25 protein-coding genes and 1 riboswitch are annotated in these 23,051 nt (G+C 74.5%); of the genes, 11 read left to right on the forward strand and 14 right to left on the reverse strand.

Annotation, left to right across the window (positions count from 1 at the left end; all coding sequences use genetic code 11):
- Positions 1-62: 62 nt before the first annotated feature.
- Together N0B34_RS09510 and N0B34_RS09515 are read right to left on the reverse strand one after the other, a co-directional pair.
- The gene (locus N0B34_RS09510) at positions 63-1,664 is read right to left on the reverse strand and encodes an amino acid permease (protein ID WP_263731133.1); all 1,602 of its coding nucleotides are present in this window, start codon (positions 1,662-1,664) and stop codon (positions 63-65) included.
- A 45-nt stretch (positions 1,665-1,709) separates the two neighbouring features.
- A complete protein-coding gene (locus tag N0B34_RS09515) occupies positions 1,710-3,098 on the reverse strand; it encodes an aspartate aminotransferase family protein (protein ID WP_263731134.1) in 1,389 nt (462 codons plus the stop codon).
- A gap of 363 nt (positions 3,099-3,461) precedes the next feature.
- On the opposite strand from N0B34_RS09515, the gene N0B34_RS09520 reads away from it, so the two are divergent.
- Positions 3,462-4,505, forward strand: a complete 1,044-nt coding sequence (locus N0B34_RS09520; protein ID WP_263731135.1) for a phosphotransferase enzyme family protein — start codon at positions 3,462-3,464, stop codon at positions 4,503-4,505.
- On the forward strand, positions 4,490-5,248 hold the full coding sequence (locus N0B34_RS09525) for an HAD family hydrolase (protein ID WP_263731136.1): 759 nt from the start codon (positions 4,490-4,492) through the stop codon (positions 5,246-5,248). Before N0B34_RS09520 ends, N0B34_RS09525 begins: the two co-directional genes overlap by 16 nt.
- A 51-nt stretch (positions 5,249-5,299) precedes the next feature.
- On the opposite strand, the gene N0B34_RS09530 is transcribed toward N0B34_RS09525, so the two are convergent.
- The 3 genes from N0B34_RS09530 to N0B34_RS09540 form a co-directional block, all read right to left on the reverse strand.
- Positions 5,300-9,031 carry a TM0106 family RecB-like putative nuclease gene (locus N0B34_RS09530; protein WP_263731305.1) on the reverse strand — a complete coding sequence of 1,244 codons (3,732 nt, stop codon included), beginning with the start codon at positions 9,029-9,031 and terminating at the stop codon, positions 5,300-5,302.
- Positions 9,032-9,124: 93 nt separating this feature from the next.
- Entirely contained in the window at positions 9,125-9,448 is a 324-nt protein-coding gene (locus tag N0B34_RS09535) for an AzlD domain-containing protein (protein ID WP_263731137.1), read from the reverse strand.
- Positions 9,445-10,281: an AzlC family ABC transporter permease gene (locus tag N0B34_RS09540; protein ID WP_263731138.1), complete on the reverse strand. Its 837-nt coding sequence runs from the start codon at positions 10,279-10,281 to the stop codon at positions 9,445-9,447. The genes N0B34_RS09535 and N0B34_RS09540 overlap by 4 nt, the downstream gene beginning before the upstream one ends.
- Before the next feature lie 68 nt (positions 10,282-10,349).
- Between N0B34_RS09540 and N0B34_RS09545 the strand changes: the two genes are divergently transcribed.
- The 3 genes from N0B34_RS09545 to N0B34_RS09555 all read left to right on the forward strand — a co-directional run bounded on the left by N0B34_RS09545 (position 10,350) and on the right by N0B34_RS09555 (position 12,097).
- The gene (locus N0B34_RS09545; RefSeq protein WP_263731139.1) at positions 10,350-10,910 is read left to right on the forward strand and encodes a helix-turn-helix domain-containing protein; all 561 of its coding nucleotides are present in this window, start codon (positions 10,350-10,352) and stop codon (positions 10,908-10,910) included.
- Positions 10,911-10,973: 63 nt separating this feature from the next.
- Positions 10,974-11,600: a type IV toxin-antitoxin system AbiEi family antitoxin domain-containing protein gene (locus tag N0B34_RS09550; RefSeq protein WP_263731140.1), complete on the forward strand. Its 627-nt coding sequence runs from the start codon at positions 10,974-10,976 to the stop codon at positions 11,598-11,600.
- Positions 11,597-12,097, forward strand: coding sequence for a nucleotidyl transferase AbiEii/AbiGii toxin family protein (locus N0B34_RS09555; RefSeq protein WP_263731141.1), 501 nt, complete (start codon positions 11,597-11,599; stop codon positions 12,095-12,097). Before N0B34_RS09550 ends, N0B34_RS09555 begins: the two co-directional genes overlap by 4 nt.
- 38 nt (positions 12,098-12,135) lie before the next feature.
- Here the strand turns inward: N0B34_RS09555 and N0B34_RS09560 are convergent, their stop codons facing one another.
- From N0B34_RS09560 to N0B34_RS09570, 3 genes are all read right to left on the reverse strand, one after another.
- Complete coding sequence (locus N0B34_RS09560; protein ID WP_263731142.1) at positions 12,136-12,618, reverse strand: GNAT family N-acetyltransferase; 483 nt, start codon at positions 12,616-12,618, stop codon at positions 12,136-12,138.
- A gap of 86 nt (positions 12,619-12,704) precedes the next feature.
- The gene (locus tag N0B34_RS09565; RefSeq protein ID WP_318529980.1) at positions 12,705-13,424 is read right to left on the reverse strand and encodes a uracil-DNA glycosylase; all 720 of its coding nucleotides are present in this window, start codon (positions 13,422-13,424) and stop codon (positions 12,705-12,707) included.
- A 37-nt stretch (positions 13,425-13,461) separates the two neighbouring features.
- Positions 13,462-13,719, reverse strand: a complete 258-nt coding sequence (locus tag N0B34_RS09570; RefSeq protein WP_263731143.1) for a hypothetical protein — start codon at positions 13,717-13,719, stop codon at positions 13,462-13,464.
- A gap of 121 nt (positions 13,720-13,840) precedes the next feature.
- On the opposite strand from N0B34_RS09570, the gene N0B34_RS09575 reads away from it, so the two are divergent.
- Positions 13,841-14,455 (forward strand): GNAT family N-acetyltransferase, encoded by a 615-nt coding sequence (locus N0B34_RS09575; protein WP_263731144.1) that lies wholly within the window; start codon positions 13,841-13,843, stop codon positions 14,453-14,455.
- On the opposite strand, the gene N0B34_RS09580 is transcribed toward N0B34_RS09575, so the two are convergent.
- A complete protein-coding gene (locus tag N0B34_RS09580; RefSeq protein ID WP_263731145.1) occupies positions 14,441-14,755 on the reverse strand; it encodes a hypothetical protein in 315 nt (104 codons plus the stop codon). The genes N0B34_RS09575 and N0B34_RS09580 overlap by 15 nt on opposite strands.
- Positions 14,756-14,904: 149 nt before the next feature.
- Positions 14,905-15,020: riboswitch (TPP riboswitch) on the forward strand.
- Here N0B34_RS09580 and N0B34_RS09585 point away from each other — a divergent pair.
- The 4 genes from N0B34_RS09585 to thiD all read left to right on the forward strand — a co-directional run bounded on the left by N0B34_RS09585 (position 15,011) and on the right by thiD (position 18,823).
- Positions 15,011-16,423, forward strand: coding sequence for a purine-cytosine permease family protein (locus N0B34_RS09585; protein WP_263731146.1), 1,413 nt, complete (start codon positions 15,011-15,013; stop codon positions 16,421-16,423). Its footprint overlaps the riboswitch before it by 10 nt.
- Positions 16,420-17,226 carry a hydroxyethylthiazole kinase gene (gene thiM, locus N0B34_RS09590; protein WP_263731147.1) on the forward strand — a complete coding sequence of 269 codons (807 nt, stop codon included), beginning with the start codon at positions 16,420-16,422 and terminating at the stop codon, positions 17,224-17,226. Before N0B34_RS09585 ends, thiM begins: the two co-directional genes overlap by 4 nt.
- Positions 17,226-18,020 (forward strand): thiamine phosphate synthase, encoded by a 795-nt coding sequence (gene thiE, locus N0B34_RS09595; RefSeq protein ID WP_263731148.1) that lies wholly within the window; start codon positions 17,226-17,228, stop codon positions 18,018-18,020. Before thiM ends, thiE begins: the two co-directional genes overlap by 1 nt.
- A complete protein-coding gene (gene thiD, locus N0B34_RS09600) occupies positions 18,017-18,823 on the forward strand; it encodes a bifunctional hydroxymethylpyrimidine kinase/phosphomethylpyrimidine kinase (RefSeq protein ID WP_263731149.1) in 807 nt (268 codons plus the stop codon). The genes thiE and thiD overlap by 4 nt, the downstream gene beginning before the upstream one ends.
- 76 nt (positions 18,824-18,899) lie before the next feature.
- On the opposite strand, the gene N0B34_RS09605 is transcribed toward thiD, so the two are convergent.
- From N0B34_RS09605 to N0B34_RS09625, 5 genes are all read right to left on the reverse strand, one after another.
- Complete coding sequence (locus N0B34_RS09605; RefSeq protein WP_263731150.1) at positions 18,900-19,601, reverse strand: TIGR00725 family protein; 702 nt, start codon at positions 19,599-19,601, stop codon at positions 18,900-18,902.
- Positions 19,602-19,604: 3 nt separating this feature from the next.
- A complete protein-coding gene (locus N0B34_RS09610) occupies positions 19,605-20,222 on the reverse strand; it encodes an L-threonylcarbamoyladenylate synthase (protein ID WP_263731151.1) in 618 nt (205 codons plus the stop codon).
- Between the two features lie 9 nt (positions 20,223-20,231).
- Positions 20,232-20,813 (reverse strand): dihydrofolate reductase family protein, encoded by a 582-nt coding sequence (locus N0B34_RS09615; RefSeq protein ID WP_263731152.1) that lies wholly within the window; start codon positions 20,811-20,813, stop codon positions 20,232-20,234.
- 40 nt (positions 20,814-20,853) lie between these two features.
- Positions 20,854-21,213, reverse strand: coding sequence for a nucleotide pyrophosphohydrolase (locus N0B34_RS09620; RefSeq protein WP_263731153.1), 360 nt, complete (start codon positions 21,211-21,213; stop codon positions 20,854-20,856).
- 71 nt (positions 21,214-21,284) lie between these two features.
- Positions 21,285-21,524 (reverse strand): hypothetical protein, encoded by a 240-nt coding sequence (locus N0B34_RS09625; RefSeq protein ID WP_263731154.1) that lies wholly within the window; start codon positions 21,522-21,524, stop codon positions 21,285-21,287.
- A gap of 239 nt (positions 21,525-21,763) precedes the next feature.
- Here N0B34_RS09625 and N0B34_RS09630 point away from each other — a divergent pair, with 239 nt between their 5' ends.
- Positions 21,764-22,990 (forward strand): sensor histidine kinase, encoded by a 1,227-nt coding sequence (locus N0B34_RS09630; RefSeq protein WP_263731155.1) that lies wholly within the window; start codon positions 21,764-21,766, stop codon positions 22,988-22,990.
- Positions 22,991-23,051: the final 61 nt, after the last annotated feature.

Consider the following 23,051-nt stretch of genomic DNA (forward strand, 5'->3'; position numbering starts at 1 on the left):
CCGGACACGCGAGCGGCGGCGCCTCTGCAGGACGCCGCCGCTCGACCACGTGACGGAGCCGACTACACCACCGCGGGCTCGGGCTCGTCGTCGGGCGCGGCCTCATCGGCCGTCCCCGCCACCACCCCTGGCACCGGCGTCGCGCCCGCCGCCGTCGTCCCGGCCGCCCCCGAGTGCAGCCCACCCGCCAGCGCGTACTCCTCCTCGGGGGACAGCACCAACCGCGTCCGCCCCCACAGCGCGAAGGCGGCCAGCCCGACGACGAACACCACGGCGATCGCCACGATCGCCGACCGGTAGTCCGGGTTGAGCATCACGCCGACGAAGATCGCCGCGCTCATGACCCCCGCCACCACGGCACCGGGGATGCCCACCGGGCTCCGGTACGGCCGCGACGCCCCCGGGAACCGCACCCGCAGCAGCACGTACGACGTCATCTGCAGCAGGTAGCTGATGACCGCGCCCCACACGGCGATGTTCAGCACGATCGGCCCGGCGGCGGAGATGCCGTACTGCACCAGCACCAGCGACACGAACCCGACCACCGCGCCGACCAGCAGCGCCACCCACGGCGTGCGACGTGCCCCGGTCAGGGACAGCACCTTGGGGTAGTAGCCGGCGCGGGACAGCGAGTAGATGTTCCGGCCGTAGGCGAACATGATCCCCTGCGTCGACGCGAGCAGCCCCACCAGGGCGAACGCGGACAGGATCGCGGCCACGTTGCCGGTGGGCAGCATGGCGCGGAACCCGTCGAGCAGCGGCTCGGCCGATGTGCCCAGGGCGTTCGCGCCCGTGACGGCCGGGTTGAGCACGACGACGACGAGCGCGGAGACGATCAGCGTCCCGAGCCCCCACAGCCCCGCCCGCGGGATGTCGCGGCTGGGCATGTGCGACTCCTCGGCGGCCAGCGGCAGCTCCTCGATGCCGAGGAACAGCCACATCGCGAACGGCAGCGCGAAGAAGACCGGCGTCAGGCCGTGCGGCAGGAAGGTCGACCGCCCCGCGTCCGGGGTGATGTCGAGCAGCGAGCCGAGGCTCAGGTGCGACGAGAACGCCGCCATCACGCCGAACACGACCAGCACCGCCAGCGACACGACCGAGACGACGACGGCGAACCGGAAGCTGATCTCCGCACCGGCGGCGTTCAGCGCGAGGAAGGCGCCGTACAGGATCGCCCACCACACCCACACCGGCAGGGACAGGCCGAACAGGTCCTTGGTGATCTGGTCGGCGTACCCGGCGGAGAAGTACACGACCACCGCGGTGGTCATCACGTACTCCACCGTCTCGGCCAGACCGGTGACGAACCCGCCCCACGGACCCATCGCGGCCCGTGCGAACGAGTACGCGCCGCCGGTGTGCGGCATCGCGGCGCTCATCTCACCGATGCTGAACAGCATGGCGCCGTACATGACGGTGACCAGGACGGCGGCGAGCATGAACCCGCCCCAGCCGGCCTGGCCGATGCCGAAGTTCCACCCGGAGAAGTCCCCGGAGATCACCGCCGCGATGGCGATACCCCACAGCCCCCAGAACCCGGCGCTGCGCTGCAGCTGCCGCTTGTCGAAGTACCCGGCGTCCGCTCGGGCGTAGGTCACGCCCGAGACCGTGGTGCCGACCGCGGCGGCGTCCGAGCCGGTGTCGGTGGTGCTGCTGATCGCCATCTGTCCTCCCGTGTCAGTGCCGTGCAGGGATGTGCGTGAGTGCGCTCAGTGCCGAGCGGGCCGGTGCTCCACCTCCGTCAGCACCTCGTCCAGCTCGGTGCACAGCCGGTCGACGTCGTCGTCGTCGAACACCAGCGGCGGGCGCAGCTTCAGCACGTTGCCGGGCCCGCAGACGCTGGTCAGCACGTACCGGTCGCGCAGCCCCTCGACCACGTCGAGCGCCGTGGCGGTGTCCGGCGCCCGCGTCACCGGGTCCTGCACCAGGTCCACGCCGATGTACAGCCCGGCCCCCCGCACGTCGCCCACGCTGGGGTGGCGCGCTGCCAGGTGACGCAGCTCGGTGAGCAGCCGCGCACCGACGGTGGCGGCGTGCCGCTGCAGCCCCTCGTCGTGGATCACGTCGAGCACGGCCTGCGCCGCGGCCATCGCGACGGGGTTGCCGCCGAACGTGTTGAAGTACGGGATCTGCTCGCCGAACGGCGCGAGCACCTCGCTGCGTGCGGCCAGCGCCGACATGGGGATGCCGTTGGCCATCGGCTTGCCCATGGTGACCAGGTCCGGCACCACCCCGTGGCGCGCGAACCCCCAGAACGCCTCCCCGGTGCGGGCGAAGCCGGGCTGCACCTCGTCGGCGATCCACACGCCGCCGGCCTGGTGCACCGCCTCCATCACCGGCTGCAGGTAGCCGACCGGGTCGGGGTGCACGCCGTCGGAGCTGAAGATCGAGTCGGCCAGGAACGCCGCGAACCGGATGCCGTGCCGCTCGAGGTCGGCGATCTGCGCGCGCACCTGGTCGGCCATCCAGCGGCCGAGCGCCGCGGGGTCGGCGGGGTCGCCCGGCCGGGCCGGATCGCCCACCCGCACCCGGTACGCGTCCGGCGCCGGCACCACGCGCACGTCGGTGCCGAGCGGCTGGGCGGTGCCCAGCGCCGGCGACATCCCCGAGGTCAGCGCCGTGTTCCCGTGGTACGCCTCCGCAGTGACGATCACACCCGTCCCGCCGGTGGCGGCCTGCGCCACCCGCACGGCCAGGTCGTTCGCCTCCGAGCCCGTGCAGCAGAACATGACCCGGTCGAGCTGCTCGGGCAGCAGGGCCAGCACCGACTCCCCGTACCCGACGATCCCGTCGTGCAGGTACCGCGTGTGCGTGTTCAGCGTCGCGGCCTGCTCGGCGATCGCCGCCGCCACCCGCGGGTGCGCGTGCCCGACGGACGCCACGTTGTTGTAGACGTCCAGGTAGTCCGCCCCGTCGGCGTCCACCAGGTGCGCGCCGTGCCCGGACACCAGGTGCACCGGCCGCCGGTAGAACAGCCGGTACGACGGCCCCAGCACGTCCTGCCGCCGGGCCACCAGCTGCGCCGTCCGGGGTGACAGCGGCACCCCGGAGTCGGCCCGGTAGGAGTTGGTGTCCATGATCGTCGAGCGCGTGGCCACGGCCGGTGGTCCTCTCGGGCATGCCGACGGGCGCACCGCCGGGGCCGAGCGCGGGCTCGTGCGGTGCGACGGTGCGGCGTTCGTCGGGCAGGGGAGCCGCCCGGCCCGCCTCTGCTGACCTGGTCATCCTCGGCCCGTCGTGCGCACGTCCTGATACCTGCGCGTAAGGAGTGCGTTAACGGACGGGCGCCCCATGTAAATGGCCGGTCAACACCGGGCACCGTCGTTACGTCGTCGTGAACTCTGCCCGCGCACCCTGGCGCCCGCACCCGGCGCGGGCCGAGGATGGCGACGCCGCCCGGCCCGCCTCTCCCGCCCGGCCGCCGCCTCCCGGTGCGCGGTCCCGCCGTTCAGGGGCAGACGATGACCGACCAGATCCTGCGCAGCGCACCGACGCTCGCCGTGTTCGACGAGCTGTCCAAGGGAGCGCCCGCGCCGTCGTGGCTGCGGGACGGCGTGCTCGACGCCTGGGGCTTCGCACCCGACTCGACGGTCACGCTGATCACCGTCTCGGAGAACGCGACGTTCCTGGTGCGGGAGCACGGCGAACCCGTCGCCGTCACGCGGGTGGCCCGGCCGGGGTACATGGGCGACGCCCTCGCGTTCGAGTCCGAGCTCGCCTGGGTGGCCGCGCTCGCGGCCGCCCGCGTTGCGCGGGTGCCCACGGGCCTGACGACGACGGCCGGCACCTACGTCGCGACCGTCCGGGACGACGACGGCACGGCGTGGACCTGCGTGTCCTTCGCGTTCATCGAGGGGGACGTGCTCGAGGACGCCGCCGACCCGGTGCCCTTCTACGCGGAGATCGGTGGCACCACGGCGCTGCTGCACGAGCACGCCTCACGCTGGCGGCCGCCGACGCCGTTCCACCGGCACGCGTGGACGGTGTCGGACATGCTGGGCGACACGGCGCGATGGGGTCGCTGGGAGGACGCACCGCTGACCCCCGGCGAGATGGCCCTGCTCGACCGGGCCCAGGCCGCGGCGCTCGACGCGCTGTCCGACCTCCGCGTCGGCGGCCCCGACTGGGGGCTGATCCACGCCGACCTGCGGCCGTCCAACGTGATGACGGACGGGTACAGCCTCACCGTGATCGACTTCGACGACTGCGGCTACGGCTGGTTCGGGTACGACTTCGCCGCCTCCCTGACCTTCCTCGAGCACGTCCCCTACGCCCGGGCGATGGCCGCCGAGTGGCTCGCCGGCTACCAGCAGGTCCGTCCTCTGACCACGCAGCAGCTGAACCGGGCGTGCGCCTTCTCGATGGTGCGCCGGCTGCAGATGCTGGGGTGGACCACCACCCACCGTGCCGATGCGCTGCCCGCCGACCTGTGGGCGGAGCAGACGTCCGGCACGGTGGAGGTGGCGGCCCGCTACCTGAAGCGCCGGACGTGGCTGATCTCCTGAGCGGGTCGGGGCCGGGACGCGCGCCGGGGTCGCGATGGGGCGCGACGGTCGGTGCCGAGGCAGGACCGACGCTGCCGTGGGACGACGAACGGCCCGCCGCGGTGCTGTTCGACCTGGACGGCACGCTGATCGACTCCGAGCCGATGTGGTCGGCAGCCGTCGGCACGCTGGTGCGCGAGCACGGTCACCCGTGGCACCCGGTGGACGACGCGGCGATCGTCGGCTGGTCCATCCCGGCCCTGGTGGCCGAGGTGCTGCGGCGGGGCGTGCCGCTCACGGAGGCCGAGGTGGTGACGCGGCTGCACCGGGACGTCGGCGCGGTGCTGCGTCGTGGCATGCCCTGGCGGCCGGGCGCCCGGCACCTGCTGGCGGCGCTGCACCACTCCGGCATCCCGTTGGCGCTGGTGTCCGCCACCCACTCGGTGGTGGTGGACGCCGTGGTGGCGTCGGCCCCGGCCGGGGTGTTCGCGGTGGTGGTCGCCGGCGACGGTCCCGGTCGGCCCAAACCCGCGCCGGATCCGTACCTGCACGCTGCCGAGGCCCTGGCGGTCGATCCCCGCCGCTGCGTCGCGGTGGAGGACTCGTCGACCGGCGTCCGGGCCGGGCTCGCGGCGGGGACGTTCACGGTGGCGATGGACCCGACCGTCGCGCTGCCGGCCGACCTGGTGGCCCATCCCCGCCTGCGTCGCGTGGACGGCCTCGATGCGGTGGGCCGCCTGGTGCTGGGCGTGCATGCCTGGTGACAGCCCTGGTGACAGCCCTGGTGACGGCCCTGGTGACGGCCCTGGTGTCGGCTAGAACGCGACCTGCACCACCGACCGCTCGAGGTGCACCACGTGGCTGGTGCTGAGCGCGATGAACGCCCCGAGCTCCGCGAGCTGCGCCGGCCGGCTCGGAAGGTAGTCGGTCAGCGCGGTCGAGCGCACGACGAAGGAGCACCACTGCCCCCGCGACACCGCGACGTTGAGCCGGTTCCGGTTCAGCAGGAACCCCATGCCCCGCCGCACGTCCACCGGTGACGACGCCGCGGTGGTGAGGATCGCGACCGGCGCCTGCCGCCCCTGGAACTTGTCCACGGTGCCGACGGGCACCCCGTGCAGCCCCGCCTCGGCCAGCGCCTGGTTCACCGCCGACACCTGGGCGTTGTACGCGGCGACCACCAGCACGTCCTCCGGCCGGAGCGGCCGGCCGGTCGGTGCGTCGGCGTCGCCCGGGTCGGTCCACCACCGGCCGACCAGGTCGCGCACCAGGTCGGCGACCACCGCCGCTTCCGCCGCCGATCGCACCGCGTTGCCGCCGTGCTCCACCAGCAGCCCGTGCACCCCCGGCTCGACGCCGGACAGCGACCGCCGCGAGGCAGCCGGCGCCGACCGCAGCCGGTCGTCGTAGGACAGCCTCGACACGGCGGCGCAGAGTGCCGGGTGCATCCGCCAGGTGTCGGCGAGGAAGTACCCGTACCGCTCCGGCAGCGTGGCGGCCCCGTCCATCAGCCAGCCGAGCGCCGAGTGGTCCACCGGTTCCGGGTGCGTGCCCTGGCTGACCTGCGGCAGCTGCTGCGGGTCGCCGAGCAGCAGCAGCCGCCGCGCCGCACCGGCGACTGCGAACGTGTTCGCCAGGCTGAACTGGCCCGCCTCGTCCACCACCAGCAGGTCGAGGGGCTCGTCCGGCAGCCGGTTCGGGTTGGTGAACGTCCACGCGGTCCCGCCGAGCACCCACCCGGAACCGCCGTCGCCGTCCTCGAACTCGGCGATCGCCGTGTCGGTGCGCAGCCACGTCCACGGCGCCTGGGGGTCCGGGCCGCCGTGCGCCACCATCTGCTCGGTGGACGGCTGCTTGCCGATCGCCGCCGGGTCCACGCCGGCGGCGGCGACGCACCGCAGCAGGTTCTCCACCACGGCGTGGGACTGCGCCACCACGCCGACCCGCCAACCCTCGGCGACCAGGTCGGCGATCACGCGGGCCCCGGTGTACGTCTTGCCCGTGCCGGGCGGCCCCTGGACCGCCAGGTACGACGCGCCGAGCTGGTGCAACGCCTTGACCAGGGTGTTCGGCAGGTCGTCCGGACCCTCGGCCCGCGGCAGCACCAGGTCGCGCCGACCCTGGTCCTGGGGTGCCCGCCGCCGGGCGAGATCCGTCGCTGCGCCGTCGGGCAGCCCGGGCAGGCCCTCCGCGACGTGCTCGGCCACCTGCTCCGCCAGGGTTCGCACGGCGTCCCGCAGAGGTCCCGTCCCCGGTCCGGGCGCGGGGACCAGGGCCATCGGCAGCTCGTCGAACGGCGCCTCCTGCCTGCCGAGCCGTTCCTCCACCAGCAGCACGTCGTGCCCGTCCTGCGGTGCGACGTCCAGCACCAGCAGCTGCGTGCGCCAGCCGCGCGACCCGTCCACGGACCCGTGCGCGCCCACCGGCACCGGTGGGTCGTACAGCCCGTACACCGCCGACCCCGGCCGCAGCTCGCTGCCGGGCTCCAGCCGCCCGGTCATCGTCAGCCGACGCCGCGGCAGCTGACGCCCCACCGACGACCACCGTTGCTGCACCTCCACGGCCTCGGCCACGAAGGTGTTCCGGCGGTCGGTCCAGTCCGCCGGCTCGCTGCTGAGCCGGTCGAAGTGCGCCCACCAGAACGGCAGCTCCTCGCGGCGGTGGTACCGCAGCGCCGCTGCGACCAGGGCGATCGCCTGCCGGTCGGCGTCCCGCTCGACACCCTCACCAGGCCCGGGCCCGGCGGCGTCCATCAGCAGCTGCTCGAGTGCGGCCAGGTACGCCTCCGCGACGACCCGCTCGTCGTCGGCCGCAGCGCCGACGCCGTCGCCCAGCAGCCCCGCACGGGCCGCCCCTGCGCCCACCGGCCCCGCGCCCACCGGCCCCGCGCCCGCCGGCCCGGTCACCACCGCCCGCGCCGGCCCTCGTCCCGCCGCCGCGAGGTGCGCCAGCAGCCAGTCCCGCAGGCCCAGCGTCGACAAGCAGTCGTACTCGTTGTACCGGCCGATCTCCTCGACCCGCGCCCGCCACTCGTCGAGGCGTCCGGCGTCCCGCGCTGCCACCGCCTCGGCGTACTCGACGATCGACGCCGCCGCGGTGGTCACCTCGCCGGTCCGGTGCTCCGGCATGTAGAGCGGCTCGAGCTGCTTGAGCGAGTACGACGGCTGCCCCGTCCGCACGCCGGCACGCACCGAGGCGTACAGGTCCACGAGGACGCCCTCGCGCAGCAGCGCGTCGACCGCCGCCTCACCGACGCCGTGCCGACCGGCCAGCCGCAGCAGGGCCACCCGCTCGTAGGGCGCGTAGTGGTAGACGTGCATCCCCGGGTGCTCGGCACGCCGCCGGCCCAGGTAGTCCAGGAACGCGACCAGCGCCTCCCGCTCCTCGGCACGGCTGTGCGCCCAGAACGGCCGGAACACCGGCTCGGCCCCGGGCTCGGACGGCAGCTCGACGACGCCGAACAGGTACTCCAGGCCCCAGGCGTCCGAGCCGGCCGCCGCGGGGTCGTACCAGAGCGGGTCCCCCTCGAAGTCGAAGAAGATGTCGCCGGCATCGGGCGGCGGCAGGGTCGCCGCCACCCCGTCCGGGTCGACCAGCGCGACGGCGACGCCACGCTCCACCCCGGCGCCCTCGGGCAGCCCGGCTCCGACCGCCCCGCGCTCCTGCGCCACCTGCAGCCGCGCCTGCAGCCGCAGCCGCCGCACGCCGCCGTCGGACATGCCGGGCACGGGCCCGTCGCCGGCCGCCAGCTCGTCGATGGTCCGGATCCCGGCAGCCCGCAGCTTCTCCCGCTGACCGGCGAACACCCCGGCCACCAGCAGCAGGTCCCGGGCGGCGGCGGCCTCCGGAGCGCACACGTCGCACCGTCCACAGGCGTGGTACCGCTCGTCGCCCCAGGTCACCGGCCCGTCGTCGAGCCGGTGACCGTCGAGCAACGCCTGCAGCCGTGCCCGCCGCTGCCGGTACACCGGCACCACGTCGGCGAGCCGGTGCTCCGTCGACGAGCCGTCCCCGAGCACCAGTCGCACGGTCGGCGCCAGCGGGACGCCGGACCGCTCGAGCTGGTCGGCGTAGGCCGCCAGCTGCAGGACGGCCACCACGGCGGCATTGCGCGCGAGCTTGGCGTCCACCACCTGCCAGCCGTCGGCCGTCCGCACCAGGAAGTCGGCCCAGCCGACGAACCTCCCGTCGAAGAAGCCCGCCTGGTACAGCACGTCCGGACCGTCCCGCAGCAGCTCCACCGTCCGGGCGTGGCCGGCGACGAGCTCGTCGCGCACGTCGTAGTGCTCGGGCCGCACCAGCTGCGCCACCCCGCCTGACGCGCCGGGCGACCACACGCCGTGCTCCCGCACCAGCGAGCGCAGCACCCGCTGCTCGTGCTCGCCGCCCAGCCGGGCCACCCGCTCGAGCATCACATCGGCAGTTGCGCGCACCGGGACGCCGTGGCCCAGCAGCCCGTCGAGGGTGCGCAGCACCGCGAACTCGCACGTCGCCGCGGCCGAGAGGTCGGACGCCGAGAACGCCAGCGTGCCGTCGTCGAGCACCATCACGCCTCGCACGCTATTCCGGACCGCCCACACGCCTCGCGAGCGTTTGGTCCCGGGTTCGACGGCTCCGGCGGGTCGGGTCAGGGGCCCGGCTCAGGGCATGCCGAGCAGCCGCAGCACGGCGGTGGTGCCGGCGGCCGCGACGACGACGAGCACGAACGACGCCCGCCGCCACGCCAGCACGGCGCCGACCGCCACCCCGATCACCCGGGACGGCCCGGCGAAGGCGTGCCCGTCGAAGAAGGTCGCGACGACGACGAGCGCGGTGAGCAGCACCACGGCCGAGTCGGCCATCAGCTGCTCCACCGCCGCCGGGATCCGCAGCCGCTCGCCGAGCCACGGCCCCGCCGCGCGGAACGCGTAGGTGGCAGCGCCGACGGCGACCGCGACGCCGATCAGCGTCCCGTGCGCGATCACGACGAGCCTCCCAGGGCATCGTCGTCGGCCGCGGAACCCGGCGCCGCCGGCGCCGCGGTCGCGGGTCCGTCCGTCGTGGTCTCCGTCGTCGGCCGCCCCGCCGCATCGAGTCCCGCGGTCCTCGCGCGTCCCCGCGCCGCCAGCCCCGCGAGCGCCAGCAGCACCGGCAGCCCGGCCGGCAGCAGCGGCGTGCTGGCCACGGCTACCCCGGCGCCGACCACGGCCGCACGCCGCGTGCGCCGCTGCCGCAGCGACGGCATCACCAGCGCGAGCAGCACCGCGGGGAACGCCGCGTCGAGGCCGAGCGCCGACGTGTCGGTCAGCGCGCTGCCGCCCAGGGCGCCGAGCCCGACGCCGACGTTCCAGAACAGGAACAGCAGCGACCCGCACAGCCAGAACGCCGCCCGCCGCCGGGCTGGGGTCGGCTGGGCGAGGGCCCACGCGACCGACTCGTCGATCATCACGTGCGTGCCGACCAGTCGGCGCAGCCCTGACCCGACGGCGTCGCGCACCGCGAAGCCGAACGGGATGTGCCGCGCGTTGACCAGGATCGCCGCGGCCGCCGCGGCCACCGGGCTGCCGCCCGCAGCCAGCACGCCGACCACCAGGAACTGCCCGGCGCCGGCGAACACCACGACCGACAGCAGCGTCGGGTACCACCACGGCATGCCGGCGGCGACGGTGATCGCGCCGAACGAGGCGCCGACCAGGCCGTCCGCCACGCAGAGCAGCAGGATGTCGCGCACCTGGGCGCGCCCGAGGGTCCGGACGGCGCTGCGCAGCGGGTGGCCTGCGGGCTCGTCGGGCACCTCCGCGGGCGCGTCCTGGGTCATGGCGGTCGAGCATGAGTCCCCGGTACGCTGTTCGTCAAGACGAACGATCCGACCGATGGAGCGAACACGTGCCGGACTCGCCCGAGACCCTCCAGCAGGCCATCGCCCGCTCGCTGCGCCGCGAGCGGACCCGCACGGGCCTCAGTCTCACCGAGCTGGCGCGCCGCGCCGGCGTCGCCAAGTCGACGCTGTCCCAGCTCGAGCAGGGGCAGGGCAACCCGAGCGTCGAGACCCTCTGGGCGCTGGGCGACGCTCTCGGCGTGCCGTTCTCCCGGCTGGTCGACCCGCCCTCAGGCCGGGTGGTGGTGATCCGTGCCGGCGAGGGCCCGGCGGTCCCGGCGACAGGCGCCGACTACATCGCCACCCTGGTCGCCACCTGCCCGCCGGGCGCGCGCCGCGACGTCTACGTGGTGCGCGCCGAGCCGGGGTCCAGCCGCAACTCCCATCCGCACGCCGACGGGATCATCGAGCACGTGGTGCTCGCCGCGGGCCGCGCGCTGGCCGGTCCCGCCGACCACCCCGTCGAGCTGGAGCCCGGCGACTACATCTCCTACCCCGGCGACGAGCCGCACGTCTTCACCGCCCACGTCCCCGGCACGTGGGCGGTGCTGATCAGCGAGCACGTCTGACGATCGCGCGGCGTACTGCTCATGAGTATGCAGAAGTAAGTCGCCACGACTAAAGTTTGCGCGGTGAACCAGGAACGGGAGGTCATGCGCCTGATCGCACGCGCCCCGATGCGAACGGTCCGGGCGAGAGACCTCGACGACGTCTACGCCTATCCCGGACCCCAGCTGGCCATCCTCGAGCGCCGTGGCGTGATCCGCCGGTTGGCGCACGGGTTCTACTGCGCGGTGCCCCCGGAGCACGTCGGCGCGGCGTGGCTCCCGACGATCGAGGCAGCCACCGCCGCGGTGGCGACGGCGATGTACGGCGAGGGCGTCCCGGTGCTGACCGGGTTGACTGCCGCGCGGGTGCACCGCGCACTTCCGCGGGCCATCGGCGTCGGCTACGTGGCCGTGCCCCGCCAGCGTCGACCGTTGCGGTTCGCCGGCCGTGACGGCGAGATCAGGTTCGTCCGGCGCGCCGTGAAGGATCTCGACGCCATCGCGGTGACGACGGAGCTCGGTCGAGCGCTCGCGACGACGCCCGAGCAGACCGTGCTCGACCTCGCCCGTCTGGACCCCCGCGGCGAGGACCCAGACTCGCAGGAGGCGATCGCAGCGTTGTGGCAGCGGTCCGATCCGGCGACGCTCCGGGCGATCGCGGACCGGCAACGGATGAAGGCGACCTACGCCCGCGTGGCGACCGGCCGATGAGCGTCGGCGGGTACGACGAGCTCGAGGCGGTCGCCGAACGGTTCGGCGTCGGTAGCCAGCCTGCGACCATGTCGGTCGACAACGTGGACGGGATCCAGGTCCAGCTGCTTGCCGGTGACGGCTACACCTGGCCGACCGAGGTCCGCGACATCGAGCAGCGTTACAGCGACGCTCCGCCAGCGCGGTTGCGCACGCTGACCAGCGCGGCCTTCGCCGCGGCGAAGCTCGCCGCGTGGATGGATCGGCGCGCGCCTCGCGACCTGTACGACCAGTGGGCCATGCAGCAGCGGAACCTGATCGATGCGACCGCAGTCGACGTCTTCGTCCGGCACGGACCAACAGGCCGGCCTCCGGCGGACTGGGTGTTCACGAGTGGGCCCGACGAGCAGAGGTGGCGCCGCGCGCTCGGCCACCAGACGCGGCTGACGGTGACAGCCTCGGAAGCACTGGCCGTCGTGAGATCGGCGTGGATGTCGGCTTCTCGCTGGTGTGCGTGAGTGATGCCTTGCCCCTGCCCTGCCCGCGAGCCCGGCGGTCAGAAGGTGAGCAGCAGCGTGTCGGACCCGCCCGTGCGCCCGACGCGGACGAACCCCCGCGACTCGTAGAGCCGCCGCGCGACGGTGTTGCCGTCCTCGACGCTCAGGCTGACCGCGTCACGCCCAGCCGCGCGCACCTGCGCCAGCACGGCGTCCAGCAGCAGCCCGCCGGCGCCGCCTCCCCGGTGCGGCGCGAGCACCGCGAGGCCCAGCTCCGGCACGTCGTCGGCCACGAACCCGTACCCGGCCTCCGCAGCCGGCACGACGCGCGCCCACGCGGCGCCGGCGGGCTCACCGGCCTGCGTCTCCGCGACCGTGCCGACGTCGCTCGCACGCTGCCATCCCGCCAGGTGGTGAGCGTGCTCCGGGTCCGACCGCACCTGCTCCAGCGTCACCCGCGTCTCGCCCGTCCAGTTGAACGCCTCGACCAGCAGCTGCTCCAGCAGGGGCAGGTCGGCCGTGGTGGTCGGGCGCAGGTGCATGCGCGGCATGCTCGCGCCGCCTGCTCCCTACCCGCCACAGGATTGAGCGGCTTCGGGGGGCTCGAGCGCCGACGTCAGCTCCTCGCTCATGATCCCGCCAGCTCCTTCGCACGCTCCAGCACCGCGTCGAGCATCGCCGGGGTCAGCCGCCCGGTGAAGGTGTTCTGCTGGCTGACGTGGAAGCAGCCGACAAGCACCACGGACGCATCGTCCCTGGTCAGCGTCAGCTCGGCACCGTGCCCGAACGCCGGCCGGGGCCTCGGGACCGCCCACCCCTGCTCGCTCAGCGTGGTCAGCACCGCCTGCCACCCGAACCCGCCGAGCACCACCAGCACCCGCGGCCGCACCAGCTCCAGCTCGCGGCCCAGCCACGGCGCGCACGTCCGGCGCTCCTCGGGCGTCGGCACGTTGGCCGGTGGCGCGCACCGCACCGGCGCCGTCATGCGGATGCCGGTGAGCACCAGCCCGTCGTCGGCGCTGACGCTGACGGGCTGGTTGGCCAACCCCGCCCGGTGCATGGCCGCCACCAGGAAGTCCCCGGACCGGTCACCGGTGAACATCCGGCCCGTGCGGTTGGCGCCGTGCGCCGCGGGGGCCAGCCCGACCACCATGATCGGCGCGTGCGGGTCCCCGAACCCCGGCACGGGCCGCGCCCAGTACGTCTGCCCCCGGAAGGCTGCCCGCGGCGCTGCCGCCACGGCCTCCCGCCAGGCGACCAGCCGCGGGCACGCGCGGCACTCGACCAGTGCGGCGTCGAGCGCGCTGAGGCTCCCTGCTGCCGCGCTCTCGCCCTGCACGTCGGTCACATGCGCACGCTACGGCGAGGGTCCGACCGCGACCGGCCTAAGACCGGCGCTTCGGGTGCCGCCAGTCCCAGACGATGAGCCCCTCGATCACCAGCACAGCGGCGACGACGGCGACGAACCACCCCGTGCCCCACGTGGCCTGACCGAGCAGCGCGCCACCGGCCAGCGTCCCGACCTGCCGGAACAGCACGCTCGTGATCGGCAGCCGCGCCGGGGTGGGCGAGGAGTCCTCCGCATCGGCCGCGGCCGGGGCCACCTTGCGCTCGCGGCCCGCGGGGGCCAGCTCGTCGTTCACCTTGGTACCTCTTCCAGTCGCGGCACTGCGCCTCGTCGTCCCATCATCCCGTCCTGCGCGACCGTCCCTCCGGGACCACCCGACCGGACGGCCGTCTCGGCGCGGGTGCGACCCTGGGTGCGTGCCGAGCGGCGTGCGGATCATCCGGGCGGATGCCCCCGAACGTGAGCGTCTGGAGCGGGACGGCTGGGTCGTCGTCGCGCACTCGTGGGGCGCGCAGCTCGACGCGCGAGCCTGCGACGTCGACGCGCTCCGACGCCTCGCAATGCATGCCGAGCCGCTGGGCGGCGTCCGTCCCCTGACCGCCGCCGACCTGCCGGGAATCCTCGCGCTCGACGCCGCCACGCTCCACGACTACCCGGGTGCCGAGGCGACGACTCACACGCCACTGAGCGTGGCGAGGGCGACGGTCAGCGCGACGCGAGTGGCGTACGGCGTGGTCGACGCCGGCGGTGCGGTGGTGGCCATGACGCTCCTGGACGTCGATCTTGCGGCGTGCCGCGCGGAGGTGGACTTCACCGTCGTCGCGCGGCCCTTGCGCGGCAGAGGCCTCGGGACGGCGGTCAAGGCGGCGTCGGTCCTGGACCTGCTCGAAAGCGGGGTCACGACGATCCGCACCGGCGGCTCGGCGGACAACCCGGCGATCATCGGCGCGAACCGACTGGTCGGCTTCGTGGTCGACGAGCAGTGGGTGACGCTCAGGTCCGGGGGAGCCGCAGCGTCAGAGCAGACGTGAGTCGGTGGTGCCGGTAGTCGTGGCGGGCGGCGTCGCGGCGAGCCACTTCCGGCGCTGGCGTCGGAGGTCCCACACGGCGAACGCCTCGAACAGCACGAAGCCGACGATCCACGCCGGCAGCCAGGGCGAGTGCCACACGTGGACGAACAGGTTCGCCCACACGAACAGCATGGCGACCTGCCACAGCACGAACCGGCCCGCAGACGGCTCCCGTGGCGCCAGCGGCGCCACGGGCTCCGGCAACGTCGGGATCGGTGGCAGCGGGTCGCTGCCGGAGGGACGGACAGGTCCGTCGTGCATGGTCGTACCCCCTGGTCAGGCCCCTGCCCAGGGCCCGTCTGCACGGTACGCCCGCGTCCCGTCTCGCCGGAGGCATCCGCGGCAGCGGGCCCGCCCGACCCCGTCCGCGGGCGGCGATAGGTGGTCGGCCGCCGAGCGGGGTACCGTCGCCTCGCACACACGGGAGCTCGGGCACGACCGGGCTGAGAGGGCGACATCCAGGCGTCGCCGACCGTACGAACCTGACCGGGTAATGCCGGCGTAGGGAGGCATTCGATGACAGCAGTTCAGGACCGTCCCACCGAGGCGCCGCTGACCCTCGAGGCACCGGCACCGCGGGTGCTCGGGCTGGCCGACCAGCTCGGCCTGTGGGGCAACCTCGGCGTGAGCCTGCTCGGGTTCACCGGCGCGATGTTCGTCCTCGTGCCCGTGACCGACCCCGGCATGTCGCTCGGCGCCGCGCTGGTCGCGGTGGTCGTCGGCACCGTGCTCGGGTCGCTCGGCATCGGCGCGATCGCCATCCCGGGCGCCCGGACCGGGGCGCCGTCGATGGTGCTGCTGCGCGGGCTGTTCGGCACCAGGGCGTCGTACGTGCCGACCGTGCTCAACATCGTCCAGCTGATCGGGTGGACCACGTTCGAGCTGGTCACCATCAGCACGGCGCTGAGCCAGCTGGCGCCGGGCGTGCCGCGCTGGGCCTACGCCGTGGCGGCGGGCGTGCTCAGCACCGCCCTCGCGCTGCGGCCGCTGGCGTGGATCCGCGTGCTGCGCAAGTACGTGACGATCGTCGTGATGGTCGCGCTGGCGTACCTGGCCGTCCAGCTGCTGCGGCACCCGCTGCCGGCGCTGAACGACGGCGGCTGGGACGGCTTCTGGGTGGCGGTGGACACCGTGATCGGCGTGACCGTGTCCTGGGTGCCGCTGGTGGCCGACTACGCCCGGCACTCGCGCACCCCGCGCAAGGCGTTCGTCGGCACCGCGGTCGGCTACGCGGTGACCCAGTTCGCCTGCTACGCGATCGGCCTGCTGGCCCTGGTGACGGTCGCCGGGCGGGACCCGAACAAGATCTTCGGCAGCTTCATCGCCGTGCCGCTCGGCGCGCTGGTGTTCGGCGTGCTGACCATCCGGGAGCTCGACCAGTCGTTCGCGGACACGTACTCCACCGCCGTCTCGGTGCAGAACCTGCGTCCCCGCTGGGACCGCCGCGTGCTGGCCCTGGTGATCGGCGCGGTGTCCACCGTCGCCGCCGTGGCGCTCAACATCGCGGACTACGAGAGCTTCCTGCTGCTGATCGGCTCGGTGTTCGTGCCGCTGCTCGGCGTGCTGCTGGTCGACTGGTTCCTGCTGCGGAGGGGCCGCTGGGACCTGTCCGCCGCCAGCCGCACGCGCTGGGCGACGCTGATCGCGTGGGCCGTCGGCTTCGTCGCGTACCAGCTGGTCAACCCCGGTGCGCTCACGTGGTGGGTGCCCATCTGGTCCGGCCTCGGGTCGGCGTTGCACTTCACCGCGCCGAGCTGGCTGGGCGCGTCGATCTTCTCCTTCGTGGTGGCGGCGGTGGTGGCCGCCCTGCTCACCCCGCTGCTGCGCGGACCGGCCGTGCCCGACGAGCTGACGACGTACGACGAGACGCGTGACGAGGCGCCGGCCGAGGCGGCCCTGGTCGCGCAGGACGAGGAAGGTGCCCGATGACCCGTCAACCCGTGACCGCCGCCGCGGTGGGGGAGGCGCTCGAGGCGTTCCGCGAGACGACGCCGCTGGTGCAGTGCCTGACCAACATCGTCGTCGCGCAGTGGACCGCCAACCTGCTGCTCGCAGCCGGCGCGGCACCGGCGATGGTGGACAACCCGCACGAGGCCGGTGAGTTCGCCCGGATCGCCGGTGGCGTGCTGGTGAACCTGGGCACCCCGTACGACGACACCACCGACGGCATGCGCCTCGCCGCGTCGGCGGCGGCCGACGCCGGCACCCCGTGGGTGCTCGACCCGGTGGCAGCGGGCGGCCTGCGCTGGCGCACCGACGTGGCGATCGAGCTGCTGGGCGCGTCGTCGCCGACCATCGTGCGCGGCAACGCCTCCGAGATCCTGGCGCTCGCCGGCGGGGCCGGCGGCAAGGGCGTCGACGCGACCGACTCGCCGGAGGCGGCGGCGGAGGTGGCGCGGTCTGTGGCGCGGGAGCGCGGGACCGTCGTGGCGGTCAGCGGGCCGACGGACCACATCACCGACGGCGACCGCATGGTGCTCGTCAGCAACGGGCACGAGTGGCTGACCCGGGTCACCGGCGTCGGCTGCTCGCTCGGCGCGCTGATGGCCGGCTTCGCCGCCGCGGTCGACGACCCGCTGCTCGCGGCCGTCGCCGCGACCGGGATGCTGACCGTCAGCGCCGACCACGCCGTGCTCGCCACGCGTGGGCCCGGCGGGTTCGCCTCGGCGCTGCTGGACGAGCTCAGCCTGCTCACGCCGGACACCCTGGCGGCCGAGGTGAAGCTGGGCTGATGGACGGCACCGGACCCCGGACCACCGGCGGCGGCCGCGCGCCGCTCGACCTGTCGGTCTACCTGATCACCGACACCGGCCAGTGCGGCGCGTTCGGCGTGCCGGCCACGGTCGCCGCCGCCGTCGCCGCGGGCGTCACGGTGGTGCAGCTGCGCGACCCGGACGCCGACGACGCCGACCTCGTCGTGCTCGGCCGTGCCCTGGTCGCCGAGCTGGCCGGCACCGGGGTCCCGCTCCTGGTCAACGACCGGGTGCACCTGGTCGAGGCGATCGGCGCCGACGGCGCGCACGTCGGCCAGGGTGACGCCGACGTGCTCGAGGCCCGCGATCTGCTGGGTCCGCACGCCTACCTGGGTCTGTCCGTGCAGACCGCATCGCACGTCCAGGCCGCCACCACCCTGCCGGCGGACGCCCTCGACTACCTCGGCGTCGGACCGGTGTGGCCCACCGGCTCGAAGCCGGACGCGGCACCGGCCAGCGGCCTGGAGCGACTGCGCGAGCTGTCCGCGGCGAGCCCGTGGCCGTGCGTCGCGATCGGCGGGATCACGGTGGACCGGGTCGCGGCGGTGGCGGCGACGGGTGCCGCAGGGGTCGCGGTGATCAGCGCGATCTGCGGGCAGCCGGACGTGGGTGCCGCAGCGCGGGCGCTGCGCGAGGCGTGGGACGGTGCCGTCGGCGAACGGACGGCCGGCGGGGGTGCAGCCGGCGGAGGCGTAGCCGGCTCCGTCCCGGACGACGCGGCAGCCGGCCTCCACGCCTGGGCCGGGGTCCCCACCCAGAGGTTCGTGCTGTGAGCCGCCCACCGGTCGCGCTGACCATCGCCGGCAGCGACCCGTCCGGCGGTGCCGGCATCCAGGCCGACCTGAAGACGTTCAGCGCCCTCGGCGCGTTCGGCACCAGCGTGATCACGGCGCTGACGGCGCAGAGCACCGTCGGCGTCACGGGCGTGCACGTGGTGCCGCCCGAGTTCGTCGCGCAGCAGCTGGACACCCTGGTGGCGGACGTGCGGATCGACGCCGTCAAGATCGGCATGCTCGCCGACGCGGCCGTCGCGACCATCGTCGCGCGCTTCCTCGAGGCGTACCGGCCACCGATCGTCGTCCTCGACCCCGTCATGGTGGCCACCAGCGGCGACCGGCTGCTGGCCGACGACGCCGTCGAGGCCGTCCGCGCCCTGCTGCCGCTCGCGTCCGTGATCACCCCAAACCTGGGCGAGGCCGCCGTGCTGCTCGACGGCTCGGTGGCCCGTGGTGTCGACGAGATGCTCGAGCAGGCCGCCGCACTCCGCGGGCTCGGTGCCGACCGGGTGCTGCTCAAGGGCGGCCACCTGGACGACGAGACCTCGGTCGACGTCCTCGCCGAGCCCACCGGCTCGACCCTCCTCGAGGCGCCGCGCATCCCGACCCGGAACACGCACGGCACGGGCTGCACGCTCTCGTCGGCGCTCGCCGCCCTGCGACCGCAGCGGGACACGTGGCTCGACACCGCCAGGGACGCCAAGGCCTGGCTGACCGAGGCGCTGCGCCGCGCCGACGAGCTGGAGATCGGCCACGGCCACGGCCCGGTGCACCACTTCCACGCCATCTGGCCGCGCTGAGCCGCACCGGCGTCGCCTGCCCGTTCGACCGGCGTTCGTCTGCGTCCGTCGCCGATCGCCGGCGCCGGACGACGCGTCAGCGGCGGTCGGGCTCGTGTCCGTGCTGCGGCACCACCGTCGGCAGCAACCGGTCGAGCAGGTCCATCGTCTCGTCGACCGTGCCGGCCTCGACCGGTCCCGGCACCCCCTCCTGCGCGGCGGCACGGCCGGCCACGGCCGGCGTCCACCCGTCCAGCGACACCACCGGCACGCCGGTCCGCGTCGCCATCGCCACCTCGCTCAGCGTCCCCCAGCTCCCGCCGACGGCCACCACGGCATCTGCCGCCCGCACGATCAGCCCGTTGCGCAGCTCGCCCAAACCCGTGGCCAGGGCGATCGTGACCCACGGGTTGGCCGCGCGCCGGTCGTCGCCCGGCAGGATGCCGACGACCACCCCGCCGGCCTCCGTCGCCCCGCGGGCGACTGCCGCCATCACCCCGTCGCCACCGCCGCAGAGCACCACGTCACCACGCTCCGCCAGGGCCCGGCCCAGCCGCTCGGCGACGTCCTGCTGCACGCGCGTGCACACCGACGGACCGACCACGGCGACGTAGCGGGCGGTACGGGGCTCGTCGTCGGCCGGCGCGCGGGCGCCACGCGCTCGCCGGCGCGCCGGACGCTCGGGCGCGTCCTCCACCGACAGCCCCGGGCGGTGACCGTTGGCGCTGGGTACCCCGTCGGCGATGGACGCTCCCTCTGTGCCCGGCGGGACGGAGCCGCGCGCGTCGTCGTCGTCCATCGCTCAGAACCGGTCGGGGTCGCCTGCGCCGACGCGGACGATCTCGGGCTCGCCGGACGTCCAGTCGACCACCGTGGTCGGCGTCGTCCCGCAGTCCCCGCCGTCCACCACGGCGTCGACCAGGTCGTCCAGCTCCTCCTTCACCTGCCACCCCTCGGTCAGCGGCCACTCCGCGCCGGGCATCAGCAACGACGACGACAGCAGCGGCTCGCCGAGCTCGCGCAGGATCGCCTGCGCCACCGGGTGCTGCGGGATCCGCACACCGACCGACCGCTTCTTGGCGTGCGCCAGCCGCCGCGGCACCTCGGGCGTCGCCGGGAGGATGAACGTGTACGGGCCCGGCGTGGCGGCCTTGATCGCCCGGAACTCGTTGTTGTCCAGGTGCACCAGCTGCCCCAGCTGGGAGAAGTCGGCGCACATCAACGTGAAGTGGTGGTGGTCGTCGAGGTGCCGGATGTGCTGGATCCGGTCGAGGCCGTCGTGGTTGTCCATCCGGGTGCCCAGCGCGTACATCGAGTCGGTCGGGTAGGCGATCAGCGCGTCGTCGCGGAGCATCGCCACCACCTGCGCGATCAGCCGCGGCTGCGGGGTGGTGGGGTGGACGTCCAGGTAGCGGGCCACGGCGTCAGGCTAGGCCGCGCCCGGGCGGGTGGCCACGGGGCCTGACGCCCGGCGGTACCGCTCGTGGACCACCCGGTTGGCGAAGGTGCGCGTCTCGACGAGGTCCAGCTCTATCGGCTCGGTGACGGCCGGGAGGTACGGGTTGCCGCCGCCGACCACCACCGGGTTGCGGAACATCCAGAACTCGTCGACCAGCCCCAGCTCGACGGCCTGCCGGGCCAGACCGGGGCCGCCGATCGCGACGTGCTTGTCCGTGGCGGCGTGCGCCGCCGCGATCTCCTCGGCCAGCGACCCGGTGGCGAGGCGGGCGTTGCCCTGGACGCTGGTGAGGGTGCGGCTGAAGACGACCTTCGGCAGGGCCGTCCACGCGTCGGCGAAGGCGCTCTGCAGCTCGTCGTCCCGCATCGACGGGTCCGTCTCCCAGACCAGCATCGTCTCGTAGAGCTTGCGGCCGCACAGGTGCACGCCGAGGCTGCGCACCTCCTCGAGGTGCACCGTGAACTGCTCGTCGGTCGGCACGGACCAGCTGAAGTCGCCGTTCCGGTCCGCCGTGAACCCGTCGACCGAGACGCTCATCGAGTAGATCAGCATGGGTCACGCTAGGCAGGCTGCGCGCCCGCTGTCACGGGCCTCAGCGCTTGTCGGGGGCGACGCCCCGCACCTGGTCGGCGACGAACCGGCGGTGGTTCAGCGCCAGCTTGGCGCGTGTCGTCTCGCCGAGGTCGACGCCCAGCACGTCCGCCAGCCGCAGCAGGTAGATCAGCACGTCGGCCATCTCCTCGCCGGCGCGGGCCTGTCGCTGCGGGTCCGCGGTGAACCGCTGCGCGGCGGCGTCGGCCGGCACCCACTGGAACAGCTCGGCGAGCTCACCGACCTCGCCCATGACGGCCAGCACCAGCGACTTCGGGTCGTGGAACTGCTCCCAGTCCCGCTCGGTGCTGAACTCCCGCACCAGCCGGGTCAGCTCGGCGATCTCCCGTTCCTCGTCCACGGCCTCATCCTGCCCGCCGCCGCCGGGAACCGAACCCCGGGCCCGGACGCACCGACGTCGGTGCGTCCGGGTCAGGGGCGGCGCCGAGGCAGCAGACGGTCGAGCACGAGACCGAGCACCACGGCGCCGATCACCATCCACGGCCACGGCCGCAGCGAGAGCGCCGACGCGGCCGCCCATGCGATCACGCAAGCAACGAGCATGACCACGACGTCCCGCCAGAACCATGACCGGGCCGGTGCTGACGGGTACGCGCGCCCCTCGACCGGCTTCGCCTGCGGCACCACCGGGATCCCCCGCTCGTCGTCCACCCGCCCATCGTCGTGCCTACCTGTAACCCCGCGCGGGACTTTGCGTCCCCGGTCCGTCCGCCCCCCGCGGCTTGGACGACCGGCCCGGTGCTGCCCGCCAAACGAGCACTTCGCACCGAGACGAGCACATCAAAGTGCTCACCTCGGTGCGGAAGTGCTCATCTCGGCGCGTACCCGGTGGGGCCGCCTCGTCCAGCGGGAGGATCCGCCGCACCCGCTCGCGGCTCTAGGGTTCGGGCGTGAGCACGGGGGTGTCGTCGGGCAGCCGGTTGTACCGGTGGCTGCGCGTGCACGTGCTGCCCGTCGACGCGCTCATCGCGGCGGTGATCAGCCTGTTCGCCGTGCTGCCCTTCGTCGCGGTCGCCCTCAGGCAGCCGTCCGTCGACCGCGTTGCCACGGCCGCCGTCTCGGTGGGACTGGTGCTGCCGCTGGTGTGGCGGCGCACCCGTCCCGTGCCGGCGGCCGCCGCGATGGTGGTCGTCTGCCTGGTGCAGCTGTTCTCCGGCATGGGCGTGGTGGTGGGGCAGGTCGCGGTGCTGCTGATGGTGGCGGCGCTGGCGGCGCACGCCCCGCGCTGGGCGTCGCGCGCGGGGCTGACCATCGCGATCCTCGGCATGGCCGGGCTGGCCGTGCGTGGCCACCTGGTGGCCACCTCCTCCGAGACCCCGCTGGCGCGGTTGACGATCGCCCTGCTCGGGTGGTCGATGGTGGTCGCCGCATGGCTGTTCGGCGACCTGACCCGCAGCCGCCTCGCCGAGCGGCAGGCGCTCGCGGACCGCGCCGAGCGGCTCGAGCACGAGCAGGCGCAGGCGCGGGAGCTCGCAGCGGCGGAGGAGCGGGCCCGCATCGTGCGGGAGCTGCACGACGTGATCGCCCACTCGCTGTCCATCGTGGTGCGCCAGGCCGACGGCGCCCGCTACGCCGCCGGTTCCCCGCCCGGGCCGACCACCGACGCCCTCGAGGCGATCGCCTCCACCGCGCGCGGCTCGCTGGCCGAGCTGCGGCGGCTGTTCGGCGTGCTCAGCTCCGAGGCGCCGGACCAGCCGCCCACAGCCCCGACGCCGGGGGTCGCGGACCTGGACACCCTGGTCGCCCAGGTGCGCGGCGCCGGCGTGGAGGTGGTGCTGCACCGCGACGGTGAGCCGCCCACCGACCTGCCGGCCGGCGCGCAGCTGGTGCTCTACCGGGTGGTGCAGGAGAGTCTGACCAACGTGCTGAAGCACGCCGGTCCCGGGACGCGGGCGGACGTGCAGGTGCGCTGGACCGAGGTGGCCGCCGACGTGACGGTGCACGACACGGGTCCGGGGCTGCGGCACGACGGTGACGGCATCGGCCGCGGTCTGCGGGGCATGCGCGAGCGGCTCGCGATGTACGACGGTGAGGTCAGCGTCGGGGACGCCCCGAGCGGCGGGGTGGTGGTGCACGCCCGGCTACCGCTGGCCGGGGTGCGGGGGGAGCACGAGTGAGCGAGGCAGGTGCGGTGGGGGGCTCGGGAGTGGCAGGGGGTGGACCGGGGGGATCGGCCGG

It is taken from the genome of Cellulomonas sp. SG140, assembly GCF_025770785.1.
GTDB lineage: Bacteria > Actinomycetota > Actinomycetes > Actinomycetales > Cellulomonadaceae > Cellulomonas.